The sequence below is a fragment of the Tianweitania sediminis genome, assembly GCF_017813335.1.
GTDB lineage: Bacteria > Pseudomonadota > Alphaproteobacteria > Rhizobiales > Rhizobiaceae > Tianweitania > Tianweitania sediminis.
Genome location: NZ_JAGIYY010000001.1, coordinates 548,760 through 566,698, shown reverse-complemented (window position 1 = coordinate 566,698; position 17,939 = coordinate 548,760). Strand labels below are relative to the sequence as shown.

The 17,939-nt window shown below is 62.0% G+C and carries 21 protein-coding genes and 1 tRNA gene; 11 read left to right on the top strand and 11 right to left on the bottom strand.

The features are described 5' to 3' along the window. Positions 1–84: 84 nt before the first annotated feature. From J5Y06_RS02655 to J5Y06_RS02645, 3 genes are all read right to left on the bottom strand, one after another. Positions 85–1,467 carry an ammonium transporter gene (locus tag J5Y06_RS02655; protein WP_209333552.1) on the bottom strand — a complete coding sequence of 461 codons (1,383 nt, stop codon included), beginning with the start codon at positions 1,465–1,467 and terminating at the stop codon, positions 85–87. 29 nt (positions 1,468–1,496) lie between these two features. After that, entirely contained in the window at positions 1,497–1,835 is a 339-nt protein-coding gene (locus J5Y06_RS02650) for a P-II family nitrogen regulator (RefSeq protein WP_209333551.1), read from the bottom strand. 212 nt (positions 1,836–2,047) lie between these two features. Continuing rightward, on the bottom strand, positions 2,048–2,929 hold the full coding sequence (locus tag J5Y06_RS02645) for an acyl-CoA thioesterase (protein ID WP_209333550.1): 882 nt from the start codon (positions 2,927–2,929) through the stop codon (positions 2,048–2,050). 88 nt (positions 2,930–3,017) lie between these two features. On the opposite strand from J5Y06_RS02645, the gene J5Y06_RS02640 reads away from it, so the two are divergent. From J5Y06_RS02640 to J5Y06_RS02630, 3 genes are all read left to right on the top strand, one after another. Beyond that, positions 3,018–4,265 carry a ubiquinone biosynthesis hydroxylase gene (locus J5Y06_RS02640; RefSeq protein WP_209333549.1) on the top strand — a complete coding sequence of 416 codons (1,248 nt, stop codon included), beginning with the start codon at positions 3,018–3,020 and terminating at the stop codon, positions 4,263–4,265. Next, on the top strand, positions 4,265–4,723 hold the full coding sequence (locus J5Y06_RS02635) for a YbaK/EbsC family protein (RefSeq protein WP_209333548.1): 459 nt from the start codon (positions 4,265–4,267) through the stop codon (positions 4,721–4,723). The genes J5Y06_RS02640 and J5Y06_RS02635 overlap by 1 nt, the downstream gene beginning before the upstream one ends. A 92-nt stretch (positions 4,724–4,815) precedes the next feature. After that, on the top strand, positions 4,816–5,253 hold the full coding sequence (locus J5Y06_RS02630; protein ID WP_209333547.1) for an OsmC family protein: 438 nt from the start codon (positions 4,816–4,818) through the stop codon (positions 5,251–5,253). Between the two features lie 60 nt (positions 5,254–5,313). Here J5Y06_RS02630 and msrA read toward each other — a convergent pair whose 3' ends face one another. Further along, positions 5,314–5,919 carry a peptide-methionine (S)-S-oxide reductase MsrA gene (gene msrA / locus J5Y06_RS02625; protein ID WP_209333546.1) on the bottom strand — a complete coding sequence of 202 codons (606 nt, stop codon included), beginning with the start codon at positions 5,917–5,919 and terminating at the stop codon, positions 5,314–5,316. A gap of 117 nt (positions 5,920–6,036) precedes the next feature. Here msrA and J5Y06_RS02620 point away from each other — a divergent pair, with 117 nt between their 5' ends. Together J5Y06_RS02620 and J5Y06_RS02615 are read left to right on the top strand one after the other, a co-directional pair. Further along, entirely contained in the window at positions 6,037–6,918 is an 882-nt protein-coding gene (locus J5Y06_RS02620; RefSeq protein ID WP_209333545.1) for an HpcH/HpaI aldolase/citrate lyase family protein, read from the top strand. After that, positions 6,915–7,121 carry a DUF1737 domain-containing protein gene (locus J5Y06_RS02615; protein ID WP_209333544.1) on the top strand — a complete coding sequence of 69 codons (207 nt, stop codon included), beginning with the start codon at positions 6,915–6,917 and terminating at the stop codon, positions 7,119–7,121. Before J5Y06_RS02620 ends, J5Y06_RS02615 begins: the two co-directional genes overlap by 4 nt. Before the next feature lies 1 nt (position 7,122). Here J5Y06_RS02615 and J5Y06_RS02610 read toward each other — a convergent pair whose 3' ends face one another. Next, positions 7,123–7,545: a metallopeptidase family protein gene (locus tag J5Y06_RS02610; protein WP_209333543.1), complete on the bottom strand. Its 423-nt coding sequence runs from the start codon at positions 7,543–7,545 to the stop codon at positions 7,123–7,125. A gap of 183 nt (positions 7,546–7,728) precedes the next feature. Between J5Y06_RS02610 and J5Y06_RS22980 the strand changes: the two genes are divergently transcribed. The 3 genes from J5Y06_RS22980 to J5Y06_RS02600 are packed head-to-tail and all read left to right on the top strand — an operon-like array spanning position 7,729 to position 13,554. Beyond that, positions 7,729–8,688: an ImuA family protein gene (locus J5Y06_RS22980; RefSeq protein WP_245247529.1), complete on the top strand. Its 960-nt coding sequence runs from the start codon at positions 7,729–7,731 to the stop codon at positions 8,686–8,688. Further along, positions 8,681–10,186, top strand: coding sequence for a Y-family DNA polymerase (locus tag J5Y06_RS02605; RefSeq protein WP_342453377.1), 1,506 nt, complete (start codon positions 8,681–8,683; stop codon positions 10,184–10,186). The genes J5Y06_RS22980 and J5Y06_RS02605 overlap by 8 nt, the downstream gene beginning before the upstream one ends. Beyond that, the gene (locus J5Y06_RS02600; RefSeq protein WP_209333541.1) at positions 10,183–13,554 is read left to right on the top strand and encodes an error-prone DNA polymerase; all 3,372 of its coding nucleotides are present in this window, start codon (positions 10,183–10,185) and stop codon (positions 13,552–13,554) included. Before J5Y06_RS02605 ends, J5Y06_RS02600 begins: the two co-directional genes overlap by 4 nt. 6 nt (positions 13,555–13,560) lie before the next feature. Here the strand turns inward: J5Y06_RS02600 and J5Y06_RS02595 are convergent, their stop codons facing one another. The 4 genes from J5Y06_RS02595 to J5Y06_RS02580 form a co-directional block, all read right to left on the bottom strand. Next, entirely contained in the window at positions 13,561–13,782 is a 222-nt protein-coding gene (locus tag J5Y06_RS02595; protein WP_209333540.1) for a Trm112 family protein, read from the bottom strand. Continuing rightward, entirely contained in the window at positions 13,779–14,450 is a 672-nt protein-coding gene (locus tag J5Y06_RS02590) for an LON peptidase substrate-binding domain-containing protein (RefSeq protein WP_209333539.1), read from the bottom strand. The genes J5Y06_RS02595 and J5Y06_RS02590 overlap by 4 nt, the downstream gene beginning before the upstream one ends. 84 nt (positions 14,451–14,534) lie before the next feature. Further along, positions 14,535–15,488, bottom strand: a complete 954-nt coding sequence (gene trxA, locus J5Y06_RS02585) for a thioredoxin (protein ID WP_209333538.1) — start codon at positions 15,486–15,488, stop codon at positions 14,535–14,537. Between the two features lie 43 nt (positions 15,489–15,531). Continuing rightward, positions 15,532–16,029 (bottom strand): prolyl-tRNA synthetase associated domain-containing protein, encoded by a 498-nt coding sequence (locus J5Y06_RS02580; protein ID WP_209333537.1) that lies wholly within the window; start codon positions 16,027–16,029, stop codon positions 15,532–15,534. 151 nt (positions 16,030–16,180) lie between these two features. On the opposite strand from J5Y06_RS02580, the gene J5Y06_RS02575 reads away from it, so the two are divergent. The 3 genes from J5Y06_RS02575 to J5Y06_RS02565 all read left to right on the top strand — a co-directional run bounded on the left by J5Y06_RS02575 (position 16,181) and on the right by J5Y06_RS02565 (position 16,847). Continuing rightward, positions 16,181–16,255: transfer RNA gene (locus J5Y06_RS02575), tRNA-Gly, on the top strand. Between the two features lie 190 nt (positions 16,256–16,445). Then, positions 16,446–16,601, top strand: coding sequence for a hypothetical protein (locus J5Y06_RS02570; protein ID WP_209333536.1), 156 nt, complete (start codon positions 16,446–16,448; stop codon positions 16,599–16,601). Positions 16,602–16,628: 27 nt separating this feature from the next. Further along, positions 16,629–16,847 carry a hypothetical protein gene (locus J5Y06_RS02565; protein WP_209333535.1) on the top strand — a complete coding sequence of 73 codons (219 nt, stop codon included), beginning with the start codon at positions 16,629–16,631 and terminating at the stop codon, positions 16,845–16,847. Between the two features lie 23 nt (positions 16,848–16,870). Here J5Y06_RS02565 and J5Y06_RS02560 read toward each other — a convergent pair whose 3' ends face one another. Both J5Y06_RS02560 and J5Y06_RS02555 read right to left on the bottom strand, forming a co-directional pair. Then, positions 16,871–17,137: a hypothetical protein gene (locus tag J5Y06_RS02560; protein WP_209333534.1), complete on the bottom strand. Its 267-nt coding sequence runs from the start codon at positions 17,135–17,137 to the stop codon at positions 16,871–16,873. Between the two features lie 107 nt (positions 17,138–17,244). Next, the gene (locus J5Y06_RS02555) at positions 17,245–17,868 is read right to left on the bottom strand and encodes a tetratricopeptide repeat protein (protein WP_209333533.1); all 624 of its coding nucleotides are present in this window, start codon (positions 17,866–17,868) and stop codon (positions 17,245–17,247) included. Between the last annotated feature and the right edge of the window lie 71 nt (positions 17,869–17,939).

Below are 17,939 nucleotides of genomic sequence, written 5' to 3'. Positions count from 1 at the left end.
TGCCAAGCCTTTCCTGCGAAGGAGCTGCAACAGCAAAACGGCCCGGCGTTGCCGGGCCGTCAGCGGATCGCTCAATGGCTGCGATCAGGAATGATAGGCCACTTCGCCATGCGACGTGAGGTCGAGGCCCTGCTGCTCTGCTTCAAGCGTCGGCCGCAAGCCCACAATCACATCCACAAGCTTGTAAAGAATAGCCGACACGATCCCGCACCAGAGGATGGTCACCAGCACCGCGAGGATCTGCGTCCAGACCTGACCACCCATGGTGACACCATCCGCATAGCCGATGCCGCCTAGCGATGGCGAAGCAAAGATGCCGGTTCCGATCGCGCCGATGATGCCGCCCACGCCATGGATCCCGAACACGTCAAGTGAGTCGTCATAGCCGCTCTTCACCTTCACGACGGCCACAAAGTAGTAGCAGACCACCGAAGCGATCGCGCCGAGCACGATGGCGCCCACGGGGCCCACTAGGCCCGCAGCCGGAGTGACGGCAACCAAGCCCGCGATCAGGCCCGACGCTGCGCCCAGCATGGATGCCTTGCCGCGGGTCAATCCTTCCACGACCGACCAGGCAAGAATGGCACCGGCAGCCGCGGTGAAGGTGTTGATCATCGCCAGCGTTGTGCCGCCGTTCGCCTCGAGGTTGGAACCGGCATTGAAGCCGAACCAGCCAACAAACAGGATCGACGCACCCACCATGGTGAGGGTCATCGAGTGCGGCGCCATGTTGTCACGACCGTAGCCCGTGCGCTTGCCGATCATGAGGCTGCCAACGAGAGCAGCGATGCCGGCGTTGATGTGCACAACTGTGCCGCCAGCGAAGTCCAGTGCGCCCCAGCCGAAGATCAGGCCATTGGCGTCCCAGACCATATGGGCGATCGGGAAATAAACCAGCGTGACCCAAAGAACGGTGAAAAGCAGAACGGCGGAAAATTTGATCCGTTCGGCAAAGGCACCGATGATCAGCGCCGGCGTGATGCACGCGAACGTCATCTGGAAGCAGATGAACACGTATTCGGGGATCATCACGCCTTCGGAAAAGGTTGCCGCTTCCGAGTCAGGCGTCACGCCTGACAGGAACAGCTTGCCCAACCCGCCCCAGTAAGGGCTGGTGGAGCCGCCGAACGCGAAGGAATAGCCGTAAAGAACCCAGATCACACACACGAGGGCGAAGATCACGGTGCACTGCATAAGAACCGAAAGCATGTTTTTGGTGCGCACCAGGCCGCCGTAAAAAAGGGCCAAGCCGGGCAGCAGCATGAAAAGAACGAGGATGGTGCACAGCATCATCCAGGTCGTGTCGCCCTTGTCGATGGTGGTTGCAGGAGCGGCTGCAGCAGCGGCATCGACTGCCGCGGGTGCAGTTTCCTGGGCGAAGGCAGCCAGGGTGCCGAAGGCGCCGAGGGCAAGCGCGGCGGTCATGCCGGTGCGCGCAGCCGAAAGGAGGCGGTTCGAAAGCGTCATGGAAATCTCCTTGAAGTGCGGGCCGCGGCTCAAAGCGCGTCGGTGTCGGTTTCGCCGGTGCGGATCCGCACTGCCTGGTCAATCGAGTACACGAAGATTTTGCCGTCCCCGATCTGCCCGGTCTTGGCGGCTCCCGTGATGGCTTCCACCGCGCGATCCACGAGATCGGCACCGACCGCCACCTCGATCTTAATCTTCGGCAGGAAGCTCACGGCGTATTCTGCGCCGCGGTAAATCTCCGTATGCCCCTTCTGGCGGCCGTAGCCTTTGACCTCTGTGACCGTCAGGCCCTGGATCCCGACGGCGGTCAGCGCCTCGCGAACCTCGTCCAGCTTGAACGGCTTGATGATTGCCATCACGATTTTCATTCGATCGTTCACCCCTGCGCTTGGCGGGCTCATGCCCGTCATGTCCCTCTGCCCCCTGTTCGGCGGCAAGTGCTCACGAGGAATCAAGCTCCGTGCCAGTTCGGCTTTCAGGAGAGGAATTCTGAAAAATAAGCGTGGATCGGCTGCGGCATGCCTGGTGAGGCGAACCGCGCATCTGCCATATGCCTAACTTTTAGGCTGCAGGTTACGATCTAGGCAGATGCCGGCACTTCATGCAGCCGGATCAAGCCTTCCTGTGCAACGGAAGCAATCAGGACCCCGTCGCGCGAAAAGATCTGTCCCCTGGTGAAGCCGCGCGCGCCCATCGTTGAGGGGGTGTCTTGGGTATAAAGGAACCACTGGTCCATCGTGGCCGGAGGACGGTGAAACCACATCGCGTGATCCAGGCTCGCCATCTGGATGTCAGGATCAAAGCCCCAGCGCCCGTGCGGGAAGGTAGTGGTGTCGAGCAGGGTCATGTCCGACACATAGGCCAGCATGGCAAACTGCTGCGCACGGGGGATCTCGGTGGCGTTGTTGACCTTGATCCAGACATTGTTGAAGGGGGGCAGCGGATCGCGGGTGGTGTAATGCGCGATGCCCACGGGGCGGATGTCGAGCGGCCGTTCGCGCGCCCAGAAGCGGCGCACATTTTCGGGCAAGCGCTGGCCATAGCGTTGCACCAGGTCGATCATCGACTCCAGGGTTTCGGGGGGCGCGACATCGAGCGGCATCGGAAACTGATGGTTGAGGCCGGGCTCATCCACCTGGAACGAGGCTTCCAGAGAAAAGATCGCGTGCCCATGCTGGATCGCCACGACGCGACGGGTGGTGAAGGAGCGGCCGTCACGGATGCGGTCCACTTCATAGATGATGGGCACTTTCGGGTCGCCCGGCCGCATGAAATAGCCATGCAGGGAATGCGCGTGCCGATCCACGTCTACCGTGCGCTGCGCGGCAACCAGAGCCTGGCCGATCACCTGGCCGCCAAACACCCGTTGCCATGCAGATTGCGGGCTGCGACCTCGGAACAGGTTGAGTTCCAGCGTCTCAAGATCGAGAATATCAAGCAAATCCTGCATGACCTTCGACATGCGACACCTCTGGCTGTTCGGCTGTGCCTCGGTTACGAACAGGTCCCATGGCAAGTCAAGCCAGCCCGCCAATCAAGGGAGAAGCCGAATGGCCTTCGAAAACCCATCTTCCGCCGAAGCTGCGCAACTTGACGTCGTTATTGCGGGCGCTGGTTACGTCGGTTTGGCAACGGCCGTTGCAATGAAGCACGCCCGACCCAGCCTGCAGATCATGCTGGTGGATGCAGCACCGGCCGATAGCTGGGAAAAGGACGGCCGCGCTTCCGCCATCGCCGCCGCGGGGCGGCGCATGCTCACCGCGCTCGGGGTTTGGGACGAACTCGCCTCTGGCGCCCAGGCGATCAACGACATGATCGTCACCGACTCGCGCACGGCCGATCCGGTGCGACCCGTCTTCCTGACCTTCGACGGCACGACAACGGATGGCGAACCCTTTGCCCACATGGTGGCCAATGTGGATCTCAACGGGGCGCTTCGGCGAAAGGCGGAAACGCTCGGCATCGAGCTCAAGGAAGGGACCGGCGTCAGCGGCTTTGAGCAGAATGGCGCCACGATCAATGTCGCGCTGAGCGACGGCCAAACCCGGACAACGCGGCTCCTCATTGCTGCGGACGGCGTTCGCTCCAAGCTGCGCGACCTCGCCGGCATCAAGGTGGTGAAATGGGAGTATGGCCAGTCCGGCATCGTTTGCACCGTCAAGCATGAGCGGCCGCACAACGGACGCGCGGAAGAACATTTCCTCCCCGCCGGCCCCTTTGCAACACTGCCGCTGACCGGCGATCGCTCCTCCATCGTTTGGACAGAGCGCACGGAAGACGCCGAGCGCCTCGTTGCGGAAGATGATCTGATCTTCGAACTGGAACTTGAGCGCCGCTTCGGCTTGAAGCTTGGCGAGATCCGCGTGGAAGGTCCGCGCCGTGCCTGGCCGCTTGGCCTGACGCTCGCACGCGATTTCGTGAAGCCGCGCTTTGCTCTGGTGGGTGACGCAGCGCACGGCATCCATCCCATTGCCGGCCAGGGCCTTAACCTTGGCTTTAAGGACGCCGCGGCGTTAGCGCAGGTGGTGGTGGAAGCAGATCGCCTTGGCCGAGACATCGGCGCGCTCGACGTGCTGGAAGCTTACCAGCGTTGGCGCCGCTTCGACACGGTGCAGATGGGCGTCACCACCGACCTACTGAACCGGCTGTTTTCCAACGACATCGCTCCCGTGCGGGCGCTGCGCGGATTCGGGCTTGGAATCGTGGACCGCCTGCCTCGCCTGAAAAGCTTCTTTATCGACCAGGCATCCGGCTTTGCCGGCCCGGCGCCGAAGCTCTTGCAGGGCCAGCCAATCTGATGAGCTTGGACACTGTTCGCACCTTCTTTGCCGAGCACGCCCCCGATATCGAAGTGGTGGTGACGCAAGACAGTTCGGCAACAGTCGCCCTGGCGGCAACGGCGCATGGCGTCGCGCCCGAGCAGATTGCCAAAACGCTGGCGGTTCGGGTTGGCCACACAAACCTGCTGATCGTTGCGAGTGGAACGGCGCGCCTGGACAATCGCAAGTTCCGCGACCGCTTTGGTGGCAAGGCGCGCATGCTGGACGCTGAGCAGGTGGTTGAGCTCACGAGCCATCCGGTGGGCGGCGTTTGCCCATTCGGCCTGCCTCATCCCTTGCCCATATTCTGCGACACAAGTCTCCAGCCGTTTGAAGAGGTGGTTCCCGCCGCGGGCGCGACAAATGCGGCCGTGCGGCTGTCCCCCGAGCGCCTGATGTCGCTTACCGGCGCAAGTTGGGTGGACGTCTGCCAATAGGTCGTGGAACCCGTCGGCCCCACACCCTATCTTGAAGCAGCATGCGCCGGCGCAGCCGGACGCGAAACCATCAGCCGCAGGAGTTCGAAAGCATGAAGCGCACAGCCAACGCCGTTTGGAAGGGTTCTCTCACCGAAGGAACCGGAACGCTCGAAACCCAAAGCGGTGCCTTTGCCGGCACGCCTTATTCGTTCAAGGGCCGGTTCCAGGATGAAAGCGGCAAATCCGGCACCAATCCGGAAGAGCTAATCGCTGCCGCCCATGCCGGCTGCTTTGCCATGCAGCTGTCGCATTTCCTGGCCGAAAACGGCACCCCCGCGGAAAAGCTCGATGCGGTGGCAACCGTGCATTACGGCCCTGCTGCAGGTGGCGGCTTCGAGATCACCGAAAGCGCCATCGCACTCACCGGCACGGTTCCGGGCATTGATGATGCCAAGTTCCAGGAACTCGCAACCAAGGCGAAGGAAGGCTGCCCGGTGTCCAAGGCGCTTGGCGCCATCAAAGTCAGCCTGGACGCCAAGCTCGCCTGATCACGCGAAGCCGGTGCGCCACGTGCGCGCCGGCGTTTTTGCGTCCTTGGCTTAGCCTCGTCAGTGGCTTGGAATGCCCTTGTGGGCGTCGGCACCCCAAAGCTCTTCCAGCCTTTGGTCGCGCCCGCAAGCATATCGGTAATACTTATAACGCAGCGAGTTCTTGGTGTAATAATCCTGGTGGTAGTCTTCCGCCGGCCAGAATGTTCCCGCTGCCACGATCGGCGTGACGATCGGCTGCTTCAAGGCCTCAGCGGCGGAAGCCTTGGTGCTTTCCGCCAGTTTCTTTTCTTCCGGGCTGCCGGTGAAGATCGCGGTTTCATAAGCGTCACCGCGATCGCAGAACTGCCCGCCGCCGTCGGTGGGATCCACGGAATGCCAGAACACGTCGAGCAAGGTCGCGTAATCGACCTTTGTATCATCATACTCGATCTGCACGGCTTCCTTGTGCCCGTGGTGGTTTTCATAGGTGGGGTTCTGGAGATCGCCGCCCGTATAGCCAGAGGTGGTGGACAGCACCCCCGGCACCTTGTCAAAATCGGACTCCACACACCAGAAGCAGCCGCCAGCAAAGATGGCGGAGCGTGTTTCGGCATGCGCCGGCAGTGTCGCCAATACGAGTGAGGCGGTGGCAAAAAGAGCGGTAAGCGGTCGAGAAAAGGGCATAGGAGCTTCCCTTGCATGAGGCTGGCTGAGCCTGGTGTTCCCCAATCTAGCAACTGGAGCGACAGTGACCATGCAAACCTGCGTGACTTCCGGGATCCCCGGTGGCAATGACAGGGAATGACAAGGGACCCTGCTGCTCCGCTGCGCTCTGTGCTGTATGTGCCGGCCTCCAACCCGAAGGCCTTGGCAAAGATCGGCACGCTTGCCGCCGATGCCGTGATCCTCGACCTGGAGGATGCGGTGGCTCCGGAAGAAAAGGCCGCTGCCCGCGAACGCCTGTGCGCGTTTTTTGCAGCCAAACCGGACCAGCCGGCACTACTGGTGATCCGCATCAACGCGCTGAACAGCGAATGGGGCTCCAGCGACCTGGAAGCGGTGAAAGCCTGCCGCCCCGATGCCGTGCTTTTGCCGAAGGTCGACACGCCACGTGACATTCTGGCGGCCGATGACGCTTTGGACGAGATCGATGCATCCAAGCGAATCGGCGTCTGGGCCATGATCGAAACGCCAAAGGCCATGCTGAACATCGGCGCCATTGCAGCACTCGGCCGCGACCGCGCCGCTCGTCTCGGTTGTTTCGTAGCCGGAACAAATGATCTGGCCAAGGACACAGGCATCCGCATGACCCCGGATCGGCGCTACCTTGTTCCTGCGTTAAGCCAGATGGTGATGGCCGCGCGCGCCGGAAGCCTTGCCGTTCTTGACGGCGTCAGCAACGATTTTCGCGATCTCGACGCGTTCGCCGCCGAATGCCGGGAAGCGCGCAACATGGGGTTCGACGGCAAGACGCTGATCCACCCGGCCCAGATCGCGTCTACCAATGCCATCTTCGCGCCCAACCCCAAAGAGCTCGCGGAGGCCCAGGCCATTGTGGATGCTTTTGCGGATCAACCCGGCAAGGGTGTTATTCAGATCAACGGGCGCATGGTGGAACGGCTTCACCTTGCCCAGGCCGAGCGCCTTCTGGCGGGAGACAAGGAAGGGAACGAACAGCCATGAAATTGTATCGCTTCCTGAGCGGCCCGGATGATTCGAGCTTCTGCCACAAGGTCACGGCTGCCTTGAATGCGGGCTGGGAACTGGCGGGATCTCCGACCTATGCTTTCGATGCTGCGAGCGGCATCATGCGGTGCGGCCAGGCGGTCGTAAAGGAAGTTGCCGGCAAGGACTACCATCCCGACATGAAGCTTGGCGAACAGTAGGTTATTCCGCCGCTTCCTCGATCCGCTCCATGTCGTCGTCCGACAGGCCGAAATGGTGGCCGATCTCGTGGATCAGCACATGGCTCACGATGTCGCCCAGCGTTTCCTCGTTTTCTGACCAGTAGTCGAGAATGGCGCGACGGTACAAGGTGATCTTGTTCGGCGATTCTCCAGTTTGCGGCGTCCAGCGCTCGGCAATGCCGCGGCCTTCAAAAAGGCCCAGGAGATCGAACGGTGTTTCCAGCGCCAGGTCGTCCATGATCTCCTCTGTGGGAAACTCGGCGATCTGGATGATGATCTCGCCCGTCAGCGTCCGGAACTCCTGCGGGAGGTGAGCATAGGTTTCCAGCGCCAGCATTTCGAACTCCTCGATGGAAGGGGAGAGTTGGTCATGCCACTGACGGGTTTGGTAGAGACGGGCCATTCGGTATCCTTTTGCAGCGGCATATAGACCTTCGTTTTCCGCCTTACGAGGCCTATTCCGCTGCGGCACATCCGGTTCCACTCCGCGTCAGGAATAAATTCTCTTGAGCTGCGCTTGACTCTCCGGGGGCCCTTTGGAATCTATTAGAACATAAAGAGAACGAACTGATCGGAGCCGGCCGCGATGGCGATGCATGCCGCCGCGCAAGAAACGCTTTGCGCCTTGCGTCGGGAAATTGCCAGGATCGAAGGCGTTCCACCGGAACGGTTAACCGGCGGGGGCGCCAAAACGCCGGACGCGCTGGACGACACGGCCGTTCTGGTTCGCCGCGACGGACGAGGCTTGCCCGATGGCGACCTCCTGCCGGTTGGTGTTGAACCGTTAGACACGCTCTTGGGCGGCGGCTTGCCGCTGGCAGCCCTAACCGAGATCCATGCCCAAACAGCGCGTGCCTCCGGAGTTGCGGCGGGCTTTGCGCTGGCCCTGGGCGTCGCGCTTTTATCCCAGACCCCCGACAAGCGCCTGCCCTTGTTGTGGCTGGGTACGGCGGAAGTGTTTTCGGAAGCCGGATTTCCTTACGCCGCCGGTCTTCACCGCGCCTATGGCATCAGCCCCACGCAGCTCCTGTTTGCGGAAGCGCCAAAGCTTTCCGACGCTTTGTGGATCGGCGAGGAAGCGGCCCGCCTGCCGGATCTGGCGGGTGTGATCCTGGAACTACGCGGCAATCCGCGCATGCTGGACCTGACGGCAACGCGCCGGCTGCATCGCCGCGCAAGGGCTGCTGGCCGGCCGGTTTTCCTTTTGCGCCAGTCGGCAGAGCCCACGCCAACGGCTGCGCCCGTTCGCCTGCGCGTGGAACCGGCACCGGCCACACTGCGGCAAACTCTGACCGGCCCTTTGCAGGGCTCGCTCGGACCACCTGGGCTCCTGCTCACCGTGGACAAGAGCCGGGCTGCCCGTCCGGGTACCTTTACGTTGGAATGGAACCCTCATGAACGCCGCCTCCAAGCCCGAACTTTTCCCAAGCAGTCAACGGTTCCTGGCCCTGTGGTTTCCCCACCTGCCAACGGATCGGATCTGGCGCCGCCGTTTGGGCAAGTCATGGACCATCCAGCGAACTGGCGCCGCGCCGCTGGTGGTTAGCCGCCGCGAAGACAATGCGCAGCGCATCGCGGCCTTGGATGGCACCGCGGAACAGCGCAACATCAGGCTCGGCATGGGAATTGCGGAAGCCCGTGCCATGCATCCCGATCTCGAGGTGACGGAAGAAGATCCCGATGCAGACCGTCGCTTGCTGGAAGCCCTCGCCGACTGGTGCGACCGATATACCCCGCTGGTGGCGGTGGACCGGCCGGACGGGCTTTATCTCGACATCACCGGCTGCGCCCATCTGTTTGGCGGTGAAGCGGCCCTGATGGATGATGCGCTTCGCCGCCTTGCCGACCAGGGTTTCAACGTGCGGGCGGGTTTGGCTTCCACGCCGGGCGCCGCTTATGCGCTGGCCCGTTTTCATTCGGGCGCCATTGTTTCGGCTGGCGACGAAGCCGATGCCTTGGCACCTTTCCCGCTCGCAGCCTTGCGCTTGCCGCCGCCTGTTCGCCAGGGGCTTGAAAGTGTCGGATTGCGGCGGGTTGGCGCCGTTCTGGCAGCGCCGCGTGCGCCGCTCGCCCGCCGCTTCGGGCCGCGGCTCCTCCAGCGTCTGGACCAGGCAGTGGGCGCGGTTGAAGAAGCGATCACCCCCCGCCAGCCGGTGCCCGCTCTGTCGGTGGAGCGCCGCTTCTTTGAGCCGATCGGCGGAACGGAAGAAATCGAACAGCTGGTAGGCACCTTGTCCAACACGCTGCAGCCGGCCCTGGCGCAGCGCGGCGAAGGCGCAACGGCACTCGAACTGGCCTTGTTTCGCGTGGATGGCGAGGTGTTTCGCTTGCGCGTGCGGTCGGCAAGACCCTTGCGCGATCCGCGCTTGATGCAGCTTCTTTACCGCGAAAAGCTGGCAACCGTCGGCGAAACGCTGGATCCGGGCTATGGCTTCGACCTGGTGCGCTTGTCAGTTCTGTTTGCGCAGCCTTATGCGGAAATCCAGTCCGACCTGATCGCCGAACCGGGCGATGAAGCCACAACGGTGGCCTTGCTGGTTGACCGGGTGGAAGCGCGGCTGGGGCACCAGGTCGTGGTGCACCCCGTTTTAAAGGCAAGCCACATTCCGGAACGCGCGGTGGTTCACGTGCCTGGCGTGGCTGAAGCGACAATGGATCCAACCGAGGTCGGGCCGCCGAGCCTGGATGCCTTTTCCCGACCGGTGAGGCTGCTGCGCCGGCCCGAACCCGTAGATGTCACGGCCGAGGTGCCGGAAGGTCCGCCCGCGCATTTCCGCTGGCGGCGCATGCATCATCGCATCACCCGTGCAGAAGGCCCTGAACGCCTGGCGCCTGAATGGTGGCATGACCCGCAAGCGCGCACCCGGGACTATTTCCGCGTCGAAGATCGCGATGGCCATCGCTATTGGCTGTTCCGGGAAGGCCTTTACGGCGGCGAACGCTCCTTGTTTGACCTCCAAAAGGAAGATGAAGCAGCGCCGTTGGAGGGCGACGCGCCGCCCCCGCTTCAGCCGCGCTGGTATGTGCATGGGATCTTTGCATGACCACGGCTGGCGCGGCCGCTGCTCCTTATGCCGAGTTCGGGGTGCAATCGAACTTCTCCTTTCTGCACGGCACCTCGTCCGGCGAGCAGTTGGTGCAACAGGCGGTGAAACTCGGCTACCGGGCCATCGGCCTTGCCGACCGCAACACGGTGGCGGGCGTGGTGCGGGCATGGAGCATGGCCCGAACCGCGGGCATCGCCTTCCATCCCGGCAGTCGCCTGGTGTTTTGCGACGGCACGCCCGATGTGCTGGCATACCCGCAGGATCGGCGGGGTTGGGGACATTTGTGCCGGCTTTTGAGCCAGGCCAACCTGCGCGACGAAAGCCCCAAGGGCGCGCCGCAGGTTTACAAGCAGGATCTTCTTGAATGGGGAAACCAGATTTCGCTGGCTGTTTTGCTCGGCAACACCCCTGTGTCCGAAGACCTCGCCGCTTTTCTCCACGAGCTGAAGCGCCGCTTCAACGGCTCGGTATGGCTTGCAGTTGCCCCGGACTACACGAGCGATCACCGGCTTCGCCTCGACGAGATGGCCTTTCTGGCGCAGCGCACCGGCTTGCCGCTGATGGCCACCAATGACGTTCTTTACCACCGCCCGGAACTTGGCGCCCTGCAGGATGTGGTGACCGCGATCCGTTTGAAAACCACGGTGCGAGACATCGGCTTTGCGCGAGCCGCCAATGCCGAGCGGCACATGAAGCCGGTGGATGAAATGGCGCGTTTGTTCCGCCGTCATCCGCAAGCTTTGGCCGAAACGCTTCGCTTCGCCGGCACGCTCGGATTTTCCTTGAAGATGCTGGAACATAATTATCCCAACGAGCCGACGCGCGATGGCGCCACGGCGCAAGAGGAACTCGAGCGGCTGACCTGGGAAGGGGCCGCCCGACGTTTCCCTGAAGGCGTCAGCGATAAGGTCAGGCAAACGCTGCGCAAGGAACTCGATCTCGTGGGGGAGCTTGGCTATGCCGGCTACTTCCTGACCGTCTACGACATCGTCACCCATGCACGGTCAAAGAAGATCCTGTGTCAGGGCCGCGGTTCGGCCGCCAATTCGCTGATCTGCTACTGCCTGGCGATCACCGACATCGGTCCGGACCGGATGGACACGCTGTTTGAACGCTTCATTTCCAAGGAACGAGGCGAACCACCGGACATCGACGTCGACTTCGAGCATGAAAAACGTGACGAAGTTATTGCCTATATCTACGACAAATACAGCCAACGGCACACCGCCCTTGCCGCGGCCGTGACTTCCTACCGGTCGCGCTCCGCCTTGCGCGAAGTGGGAAAAGCGCTCGGCCTGTCGGAAGACACGATCGTTGCCCTGTCTTCAACCAGCTGGCGCTGGTCGGAAAATGATCTCGGCCCGCGCGAAGCCGGCGCGGCCGGTCTCGACATGAACGATCCTTTGACTCGCCGGTTCTTCACCTGCGCCAATGCAATCCTGGGCTTTCCCCGCCATCTCAGCCAGCATGTCGGCGGCTTCGTGATCACGCGCGACCGCCTCGACGAGATCGTCCCGGTAATGAAAACGGCCATGCCCGAGCGCAAGATGATTGAATGGGACAAGGACGACCTGGACTCGGTCGGCTTGTTCAAGGTCGATATTCTGGCGCTGGGCATGCTGTCCTGCTTGCGGCGCTGCTTCGAACTGTCCGCCCGACACTACCCCGACGAAAAGGCCACCACGCTCGCAACCATCCCCGAAGGCGTGGAAGATGTTTACGACATGATTTGCCGCGCTGATACGCTGGGCGTGTTCCAGATCGAAAGCCGGGCGCAGATGTCCATGCTGCCCCGGCTAAAACCCAGGGAATTCTACGACCTGGTGATCGAGGTGGCGATCGTGCGGCCCGGCCCCATCCAGGGCGATATGGTGCATCCTTACCTGCGCCGCCGCGAAGGCAAGGAACCGGTGGAATACATAAAGCCGCAGCTGAAAGCGATCCTCGGCAAAACGCTGGGCGTTCCGTTGTTTCAGGAACAAGCCATGCGGATTGCCATCGAAGCCGGTGGCTTCAGCCCAGACAAGGCCGACAAGCTGCGGCGTGCCATGGCGACCTTCCGCCGCGTCGGCACCATCTCGACCCTGGAACGGGAAATGATCGAGGGAATGGTCGGCAATGGTTATCCGCGTGATTTTGCGGAGCGTTGTTTCCGGCAGATCGAAGGGTTCGGCGAATATGGCTTTCCCGAAAGCCACGCCGCGTCCTTTGCACTGCTGGTTTATGCATCCTGCTGGTTCAAGACCTTTTACCCGGACGTGTTTTGCGCCGCGATCCTGAATGCCCAGCCGATGGGCTTCTATGCGCCGGCACAGCTTGTCCGCGATGCCCGCGAGCATGGGATCGACATTCGCGCCGTCGACATCAACCATTCCAATTGGGATTGCACGCTGGAAGACGCGTCCTTCGTACCGGATCGCATGGCGGCCCGACACATGTCCATGCAGGATGTCATCAAGAGCCGTTACGCGGTGCGGCTGGGATTTCGCCAGATCAAATGCCTGAAGTCGAAGGAACTGGAGCGCCTGGTTGCCACGCGCGGGAATGGCTTTGATTCCGTGCGCGACCTTTGGCTGCGCAGCGGTCTTTCCCCGTCCACCATCGTGCGGCTGGCCGAAGCGGATGCATTCCGGTCCCTAGGGCTCGACCGGCGTGAAGCGCTTTGGGCCGCCCGGGCGCTCGATCCTCATTCGGCCGCTGAAAGCCTGCCGCTTTTCACCCAGCCAGGAACTGCCCTGCGGGACCTCGAACCGGAAACGCGGCTGCCGTCGATGCCGCTGGGCGAGCATGTGATCCATGACTACCGCACGCTAACTTTGTCCCTCAAGGCGCATCCTGTGAGCTTTTTGCGCGGTCCGCTTGCCCGGGAAAGAACCATCACCTGTGCCGATCTCAACACGCTTCCCAACAACCGCTTTGTGTCCGTGGCCGGGCTTGTTCTGGTGCGCCAGCGCCCCGGTTCGGCAAAGGGAGTGATCTTCATGTCAATCGAGGATGAAACCGGCCTCGGGAATGTGGTTGTTTGGAACAAGACCTTTGAAAAATTCCGCCCCATCGTGATCGGCGCGCGGCTGGTGCGTGTCAGCGGCAAGCTGCAAAAGCAGAACGAGGTGATCCATGTTGTCGCCCAGCGCATCGAGGACCTGACGCCGCGTTTGGCCGCTTTGTCGGAGCTTGGCCCAACGATCCATGGCCTTTCGCATGTGGACGAGGCAAGGCGGCCGGTGCTTGAGCGGCCAAGCAGCCGCGCGCCGTCGCGCCGCGTTTCCAACATGCTGCGCGACATGCCCGACCTTCTCAGCGATTATGAAGAGCTCGCCAAGGCCTCGGCCAAGGTGATGCCGCCCGGCCGCAACTTCCAGTAAGCGCGCCTACTCGATCTCGAGCTGACGGGCTTCGGAAGGAAGCAGGATCGGAATGCCGTCGCGCACGGGGTAGGCGAGACGGGCACCGGGTGAAACCAGTTCCTGCTGTTCGGCATCATACCGCAGGTGACCCTTTGTGACGGGACACGCAAGAAGCTCCAGCATCTTCACGTCCAAGGCAGCCACGCGCTCCGCTGGAAGACGTTGAAGCGGGTTGTCACCCCTCATTGCAGGCCCGAACCATAACTGTCGCGGCTGCGCGCCAAGGCCATTTCCGTGATGGCGATCAAGGTTTCCGCACGCGTCCGCAAATCCGGCGCTTCAAGCAGCGCCTGCTTTTCAGCCGCTCCATAAGGCGACATCATCGACAGGGCGTTCACCAGCGTGGCATTTTCCGCGCGGCTGACGCCTTCCCAGTCGGCTTCGAGCTCATTGGCTTCGAGATAAGCCTTGAAGGTCTTCAGCAAGGCCGGGCGATCCACGTCGCCGCTTCCGCTTTCTTCGTCGAGATCACTCACAAATGGTGCGATTCGCCCCTGCCGGAAGGGGGTGCGGCCATCCGCTTCTTCCACCAGCCGGAACCGGCAAATTCCCTGCAGGCTGACAAGGTAGCGGCCATCGCCGGTCTCGGTAAAAGACACCAAACGCCCGAGGCATCCCACGGCGCAGAGTTCCGGTTCTCCGCTGCTGCTGATCGCACCGTCCAGCCTTGGCTGGATCATGCCGATCAGCCGGTCGCCCCCGAGCGCCTTGTCCGTCATCGTGATGTAACGCGGCTCGAAGATGTTGAGCGGCATGCGCCCGCCTGGCAGCAGCAGGGCCGCTGACAGGGGGAAAAGAGGAACCACGGCTGGAAGATCATCTGCCGTGCGATAATGGGCATTGCCCGCCTGCACCTCTACCTCCTCACTGCTTCGCGGTGATTTGGTGCGCCTTGATTGTTTCTCAAGTGCCGCCGGGCTGTGGCAGGGCGCCGCTCCTTAGCGAAACAGCAGTGACGACAGCTTCCGCCGGCCCGACAGCGTGGCGGGATCCGTCATGCCCCAGGCCTCAAAGAACTTCAGAAGCTGCAAGCGCGCGCCGTCTTCGCGCCATTCGCGATCTGCCTTCATGATCGCAAGCAGTTGATCCGTCGCTTCCTCGCGGTTGCCGCGCGCGTTGGCGATCAAGGCGAGGTCGAAGCGCGCGGCGTGATCGGCGGCATCGGCTTGGAGCCGCCGCTGCAGCTCGCGTTCGTCGCCAAGTTCAGCAATCTGGTCGGCAAGGGTGAACTTGGCACGAAGCGCCGACACGCCGGCATGTCCGCTCTTGTCTTCCGGCACCTGCTCGAGCAGAGCCTTGGCGTCATCCGCTTGGCCCGCATCGAACAGGAGGTTGGCGAGCCCGGCCAAGGCATCCACGTTGCTGGCATCCTCATCCAGCACCGCGTTGTAAAGCTCGGCGGCAAGCGCTGCGTCGCCACGCTGCGCAGCTTCCTCGGCTTGCGGCAAGAGCTCGGCCGAAAGGCCACCCCCTGCCCCACCCGTCAGGCGATCGATGAAGGCCTGGATCTGGCTTTCTGGAACCGCCCCCATGAAGCCATCCACCGGCTGCCCGTTCTTGAAAGCGATTACGGCCGGGATGGACTGGATGCCGAGCTGGCCGGCAATCGACGGATGCTCGTCGATGTTCATCTTCACCAGCTTCACCGCGCCCCGCGCAGCCGTCACGACCTTTTCGAGAACAGGTGTGAGCTGCTTACACGGCCCGCACCAGGGCGCCCAGAAATCTACCAGCACCGGCTGGGCACGCGACGCTTGGATCACATCCGTGGCGAAGGTGGCCGTTGTCGCGTCCTTGATGAGGTCGCCCGCCGAAGCGCCGTTATTCACCGTGACATTGGTCTGGTAGCCCTGACCACCGGAAGCATAGGGGTTCGATGACGGATTGCTCATGAAGGCCTCTGGGTATGATGGCGGTGTCGCCACGAAGTGGTGATCAGGCGGCTATTTTCAAGACAAGCGGCGTGTGGTCCACGGCCTCGAGGAAGCGCAGCAGATCGTCTCTCTTGATCGATGTGGTGGCCGTGTTGACCAACGGATGTGCGTTGATGATGTCGTTCTGCATAAGGCCGCTGTCGATCACAACGGTCACCAAGTGATCTCGGTCGTTGATGGCGCCGAAAACGGTCACGGCTCCTGGCAGAACGCCGAGCAGTTCGTGCAACGCATCCGGCTTGCCAAACGAGACCTTTCCCGAAGCCCCGATCAGGTGATGGATCGACTTCAGGTCGACCTCTGCGGCTTCATCGACGGTCAAAAGGAAGTAGCGTCCTTTCTTGTCCTTCAAGAACAGGTTCTTGGTATGGGCACCGCCGATCTCTCCGCGCAAGTCGCGCGACTCGGCCACCGTATGGAGCGCCGGATGATCCACGGTCTGCACCGCGATCCCCTGTTCCGCAAGGAAAGTCTCCAGCCCTTCGCGATCGAACCCCATCGCCAACTCCGCTGCCCCAGGCTTGCACACAATCAACTCTCCTGCAGTCGAACAATCCAGCAGAACCTGCAAGCAGGCTGCACGTCATTTCCCTGTTGCAATCGCAAAAACTTTCGGCCATACAGGCGCGGCTTGCGGCGTTGCCGCTCGAGCGGGTGTAGCTCAGGGGTAGAGCACAACCTTGCCAAGGTTGGGGTCGAGCGTTCGAATCGCTTCACCCGCTCCAGTTTTCCTCCGGGAAACAAGCACTCAAATCGGCCGCCTTCGGGCGGCCGTTTTGCTTTCGGGCTTTGCCAAGGCCCCTGGCCGATCTCCTTGTCTTCTTCAACTTCAGTTCAGCCCCTTCTCCGCAAGCTGCGCCAGGAACAGCCCTGGCCTTCGATCGTTGTTCACTCGACACAATACGGAGAAAGCGAATGACCAAGCACAAATCCGACGTGGAAAAGCAGGTGGAAAACACCACGGCTGGCGGCCATCTTGGCGGCACCTATTACGGGCAAACCAAGGACGCCAAGGATTCTGACACAAACAAAAAGGGCGATAAGGCAAGGCCGAACGACGGCGATACCTGAGACTGGCAGAAAGCACAGGAGCTTCTCATGGAAGACAAGCGCAAAGCATCGCAGGACGACAGCCGATCAGGAAGCAGGCAGGAAGGCGCTTCGAGCGCCTCCAGCCCTGATGTCACCGGCCAGGAAAACTTGACGACGATCCAATCGGTTGACCTGTCGCTGCACGGGGACGGGATCAGCCATTGGCAGGACGAGCCTGACGCCGGGGGCGCTGCAAAGCAGCCTCAGAAAAAGAACGACAAGTAAACCGCCCGCGCCGCCGCGCCTGATCAGGCTTTCTCGTTGTCGCTCGCCATCAGGCTGCGCATATCGGAAATCAAAAGCTCGATCTCGCGCGTCGCGGCGGCCTCGACGGCAAAACTTGCATGAGGAACTGCGCCTGGATCTTCCTGGTGGTTGAGAAGCGCAATGCGCTCCTCAAGCGCCAGTCGCAAGCCGTTGCTTTCGTCCCGTGCAAGAACAGCCGCAATCATGGCCAACGCTTCTCGCAGGCCGTTGAGGCGTCCTTCCAGTTCGAACGCAGACTGCTCGGACATCACTAATCCCCACGATTATCTAGACAAGCGCAGCTGAACGAAATGGAGTCATGCGGCGTTCCAGTCACCCTGTGCATCAACGAGGTGCAGCAGGCATCGTTCCCCCGTCAGTTGCGGGGCTGCGCGGCTTTGGCTTTCAGAGCCTCAGGGTTGCCTGCGGCCGCAGCCTCTTGCATCAGCCGGTCTGCTCGCCCAGGATCGCGATCCCCCAACAAGACAGCGAGCTTCCACTTGGCCCAATGGTCGCCGGTAAACGGCAGCGATTGCTCGAAATACAAGATGGCGCGCCCACCGTCCGGGTCGAGACCATCGCCATCTGCCAGCATGAAGGCGAGCATGTGAAGCCCCCAAAGGTTACCCGCCTGTGCCGCCGCGAGGTAGAAGCGGGCCGCTTTCTTCGCATCCTTGCCACCGCCCCACCCCTTCTGAGAAAACAATCCGAGCTTGAAGAGCGCGTATCGATCACCTTGTTCGGCAGCCAGCCGGTACCATCTCAGGGCTTGGCCATAATCTTGCTGAAGACCGCGCCCTTCTTCCCACATTTCTCCGAGCTTGTAGGCTGCAGCTGCGTTGCCACGCTCGGCCGCGAGACGGTAGTAATGGGCTGCAAGGGTCTGGCTGCGGTTCCCGGCTCCCTGGTTCTTCAAGTGGATGGTGGCAGCATTGAACCACTCCCACGTGATCGCCGGAGGCCGACTTTCAGCGGCTGCTTCAAGACTGCCGATGGTCATAAAGAGCAAGCCAAGAAGAGGCAGTCGCATCGGCGGGCCTATAGCTTAGGAACCGCTAACGTTAATGCGCA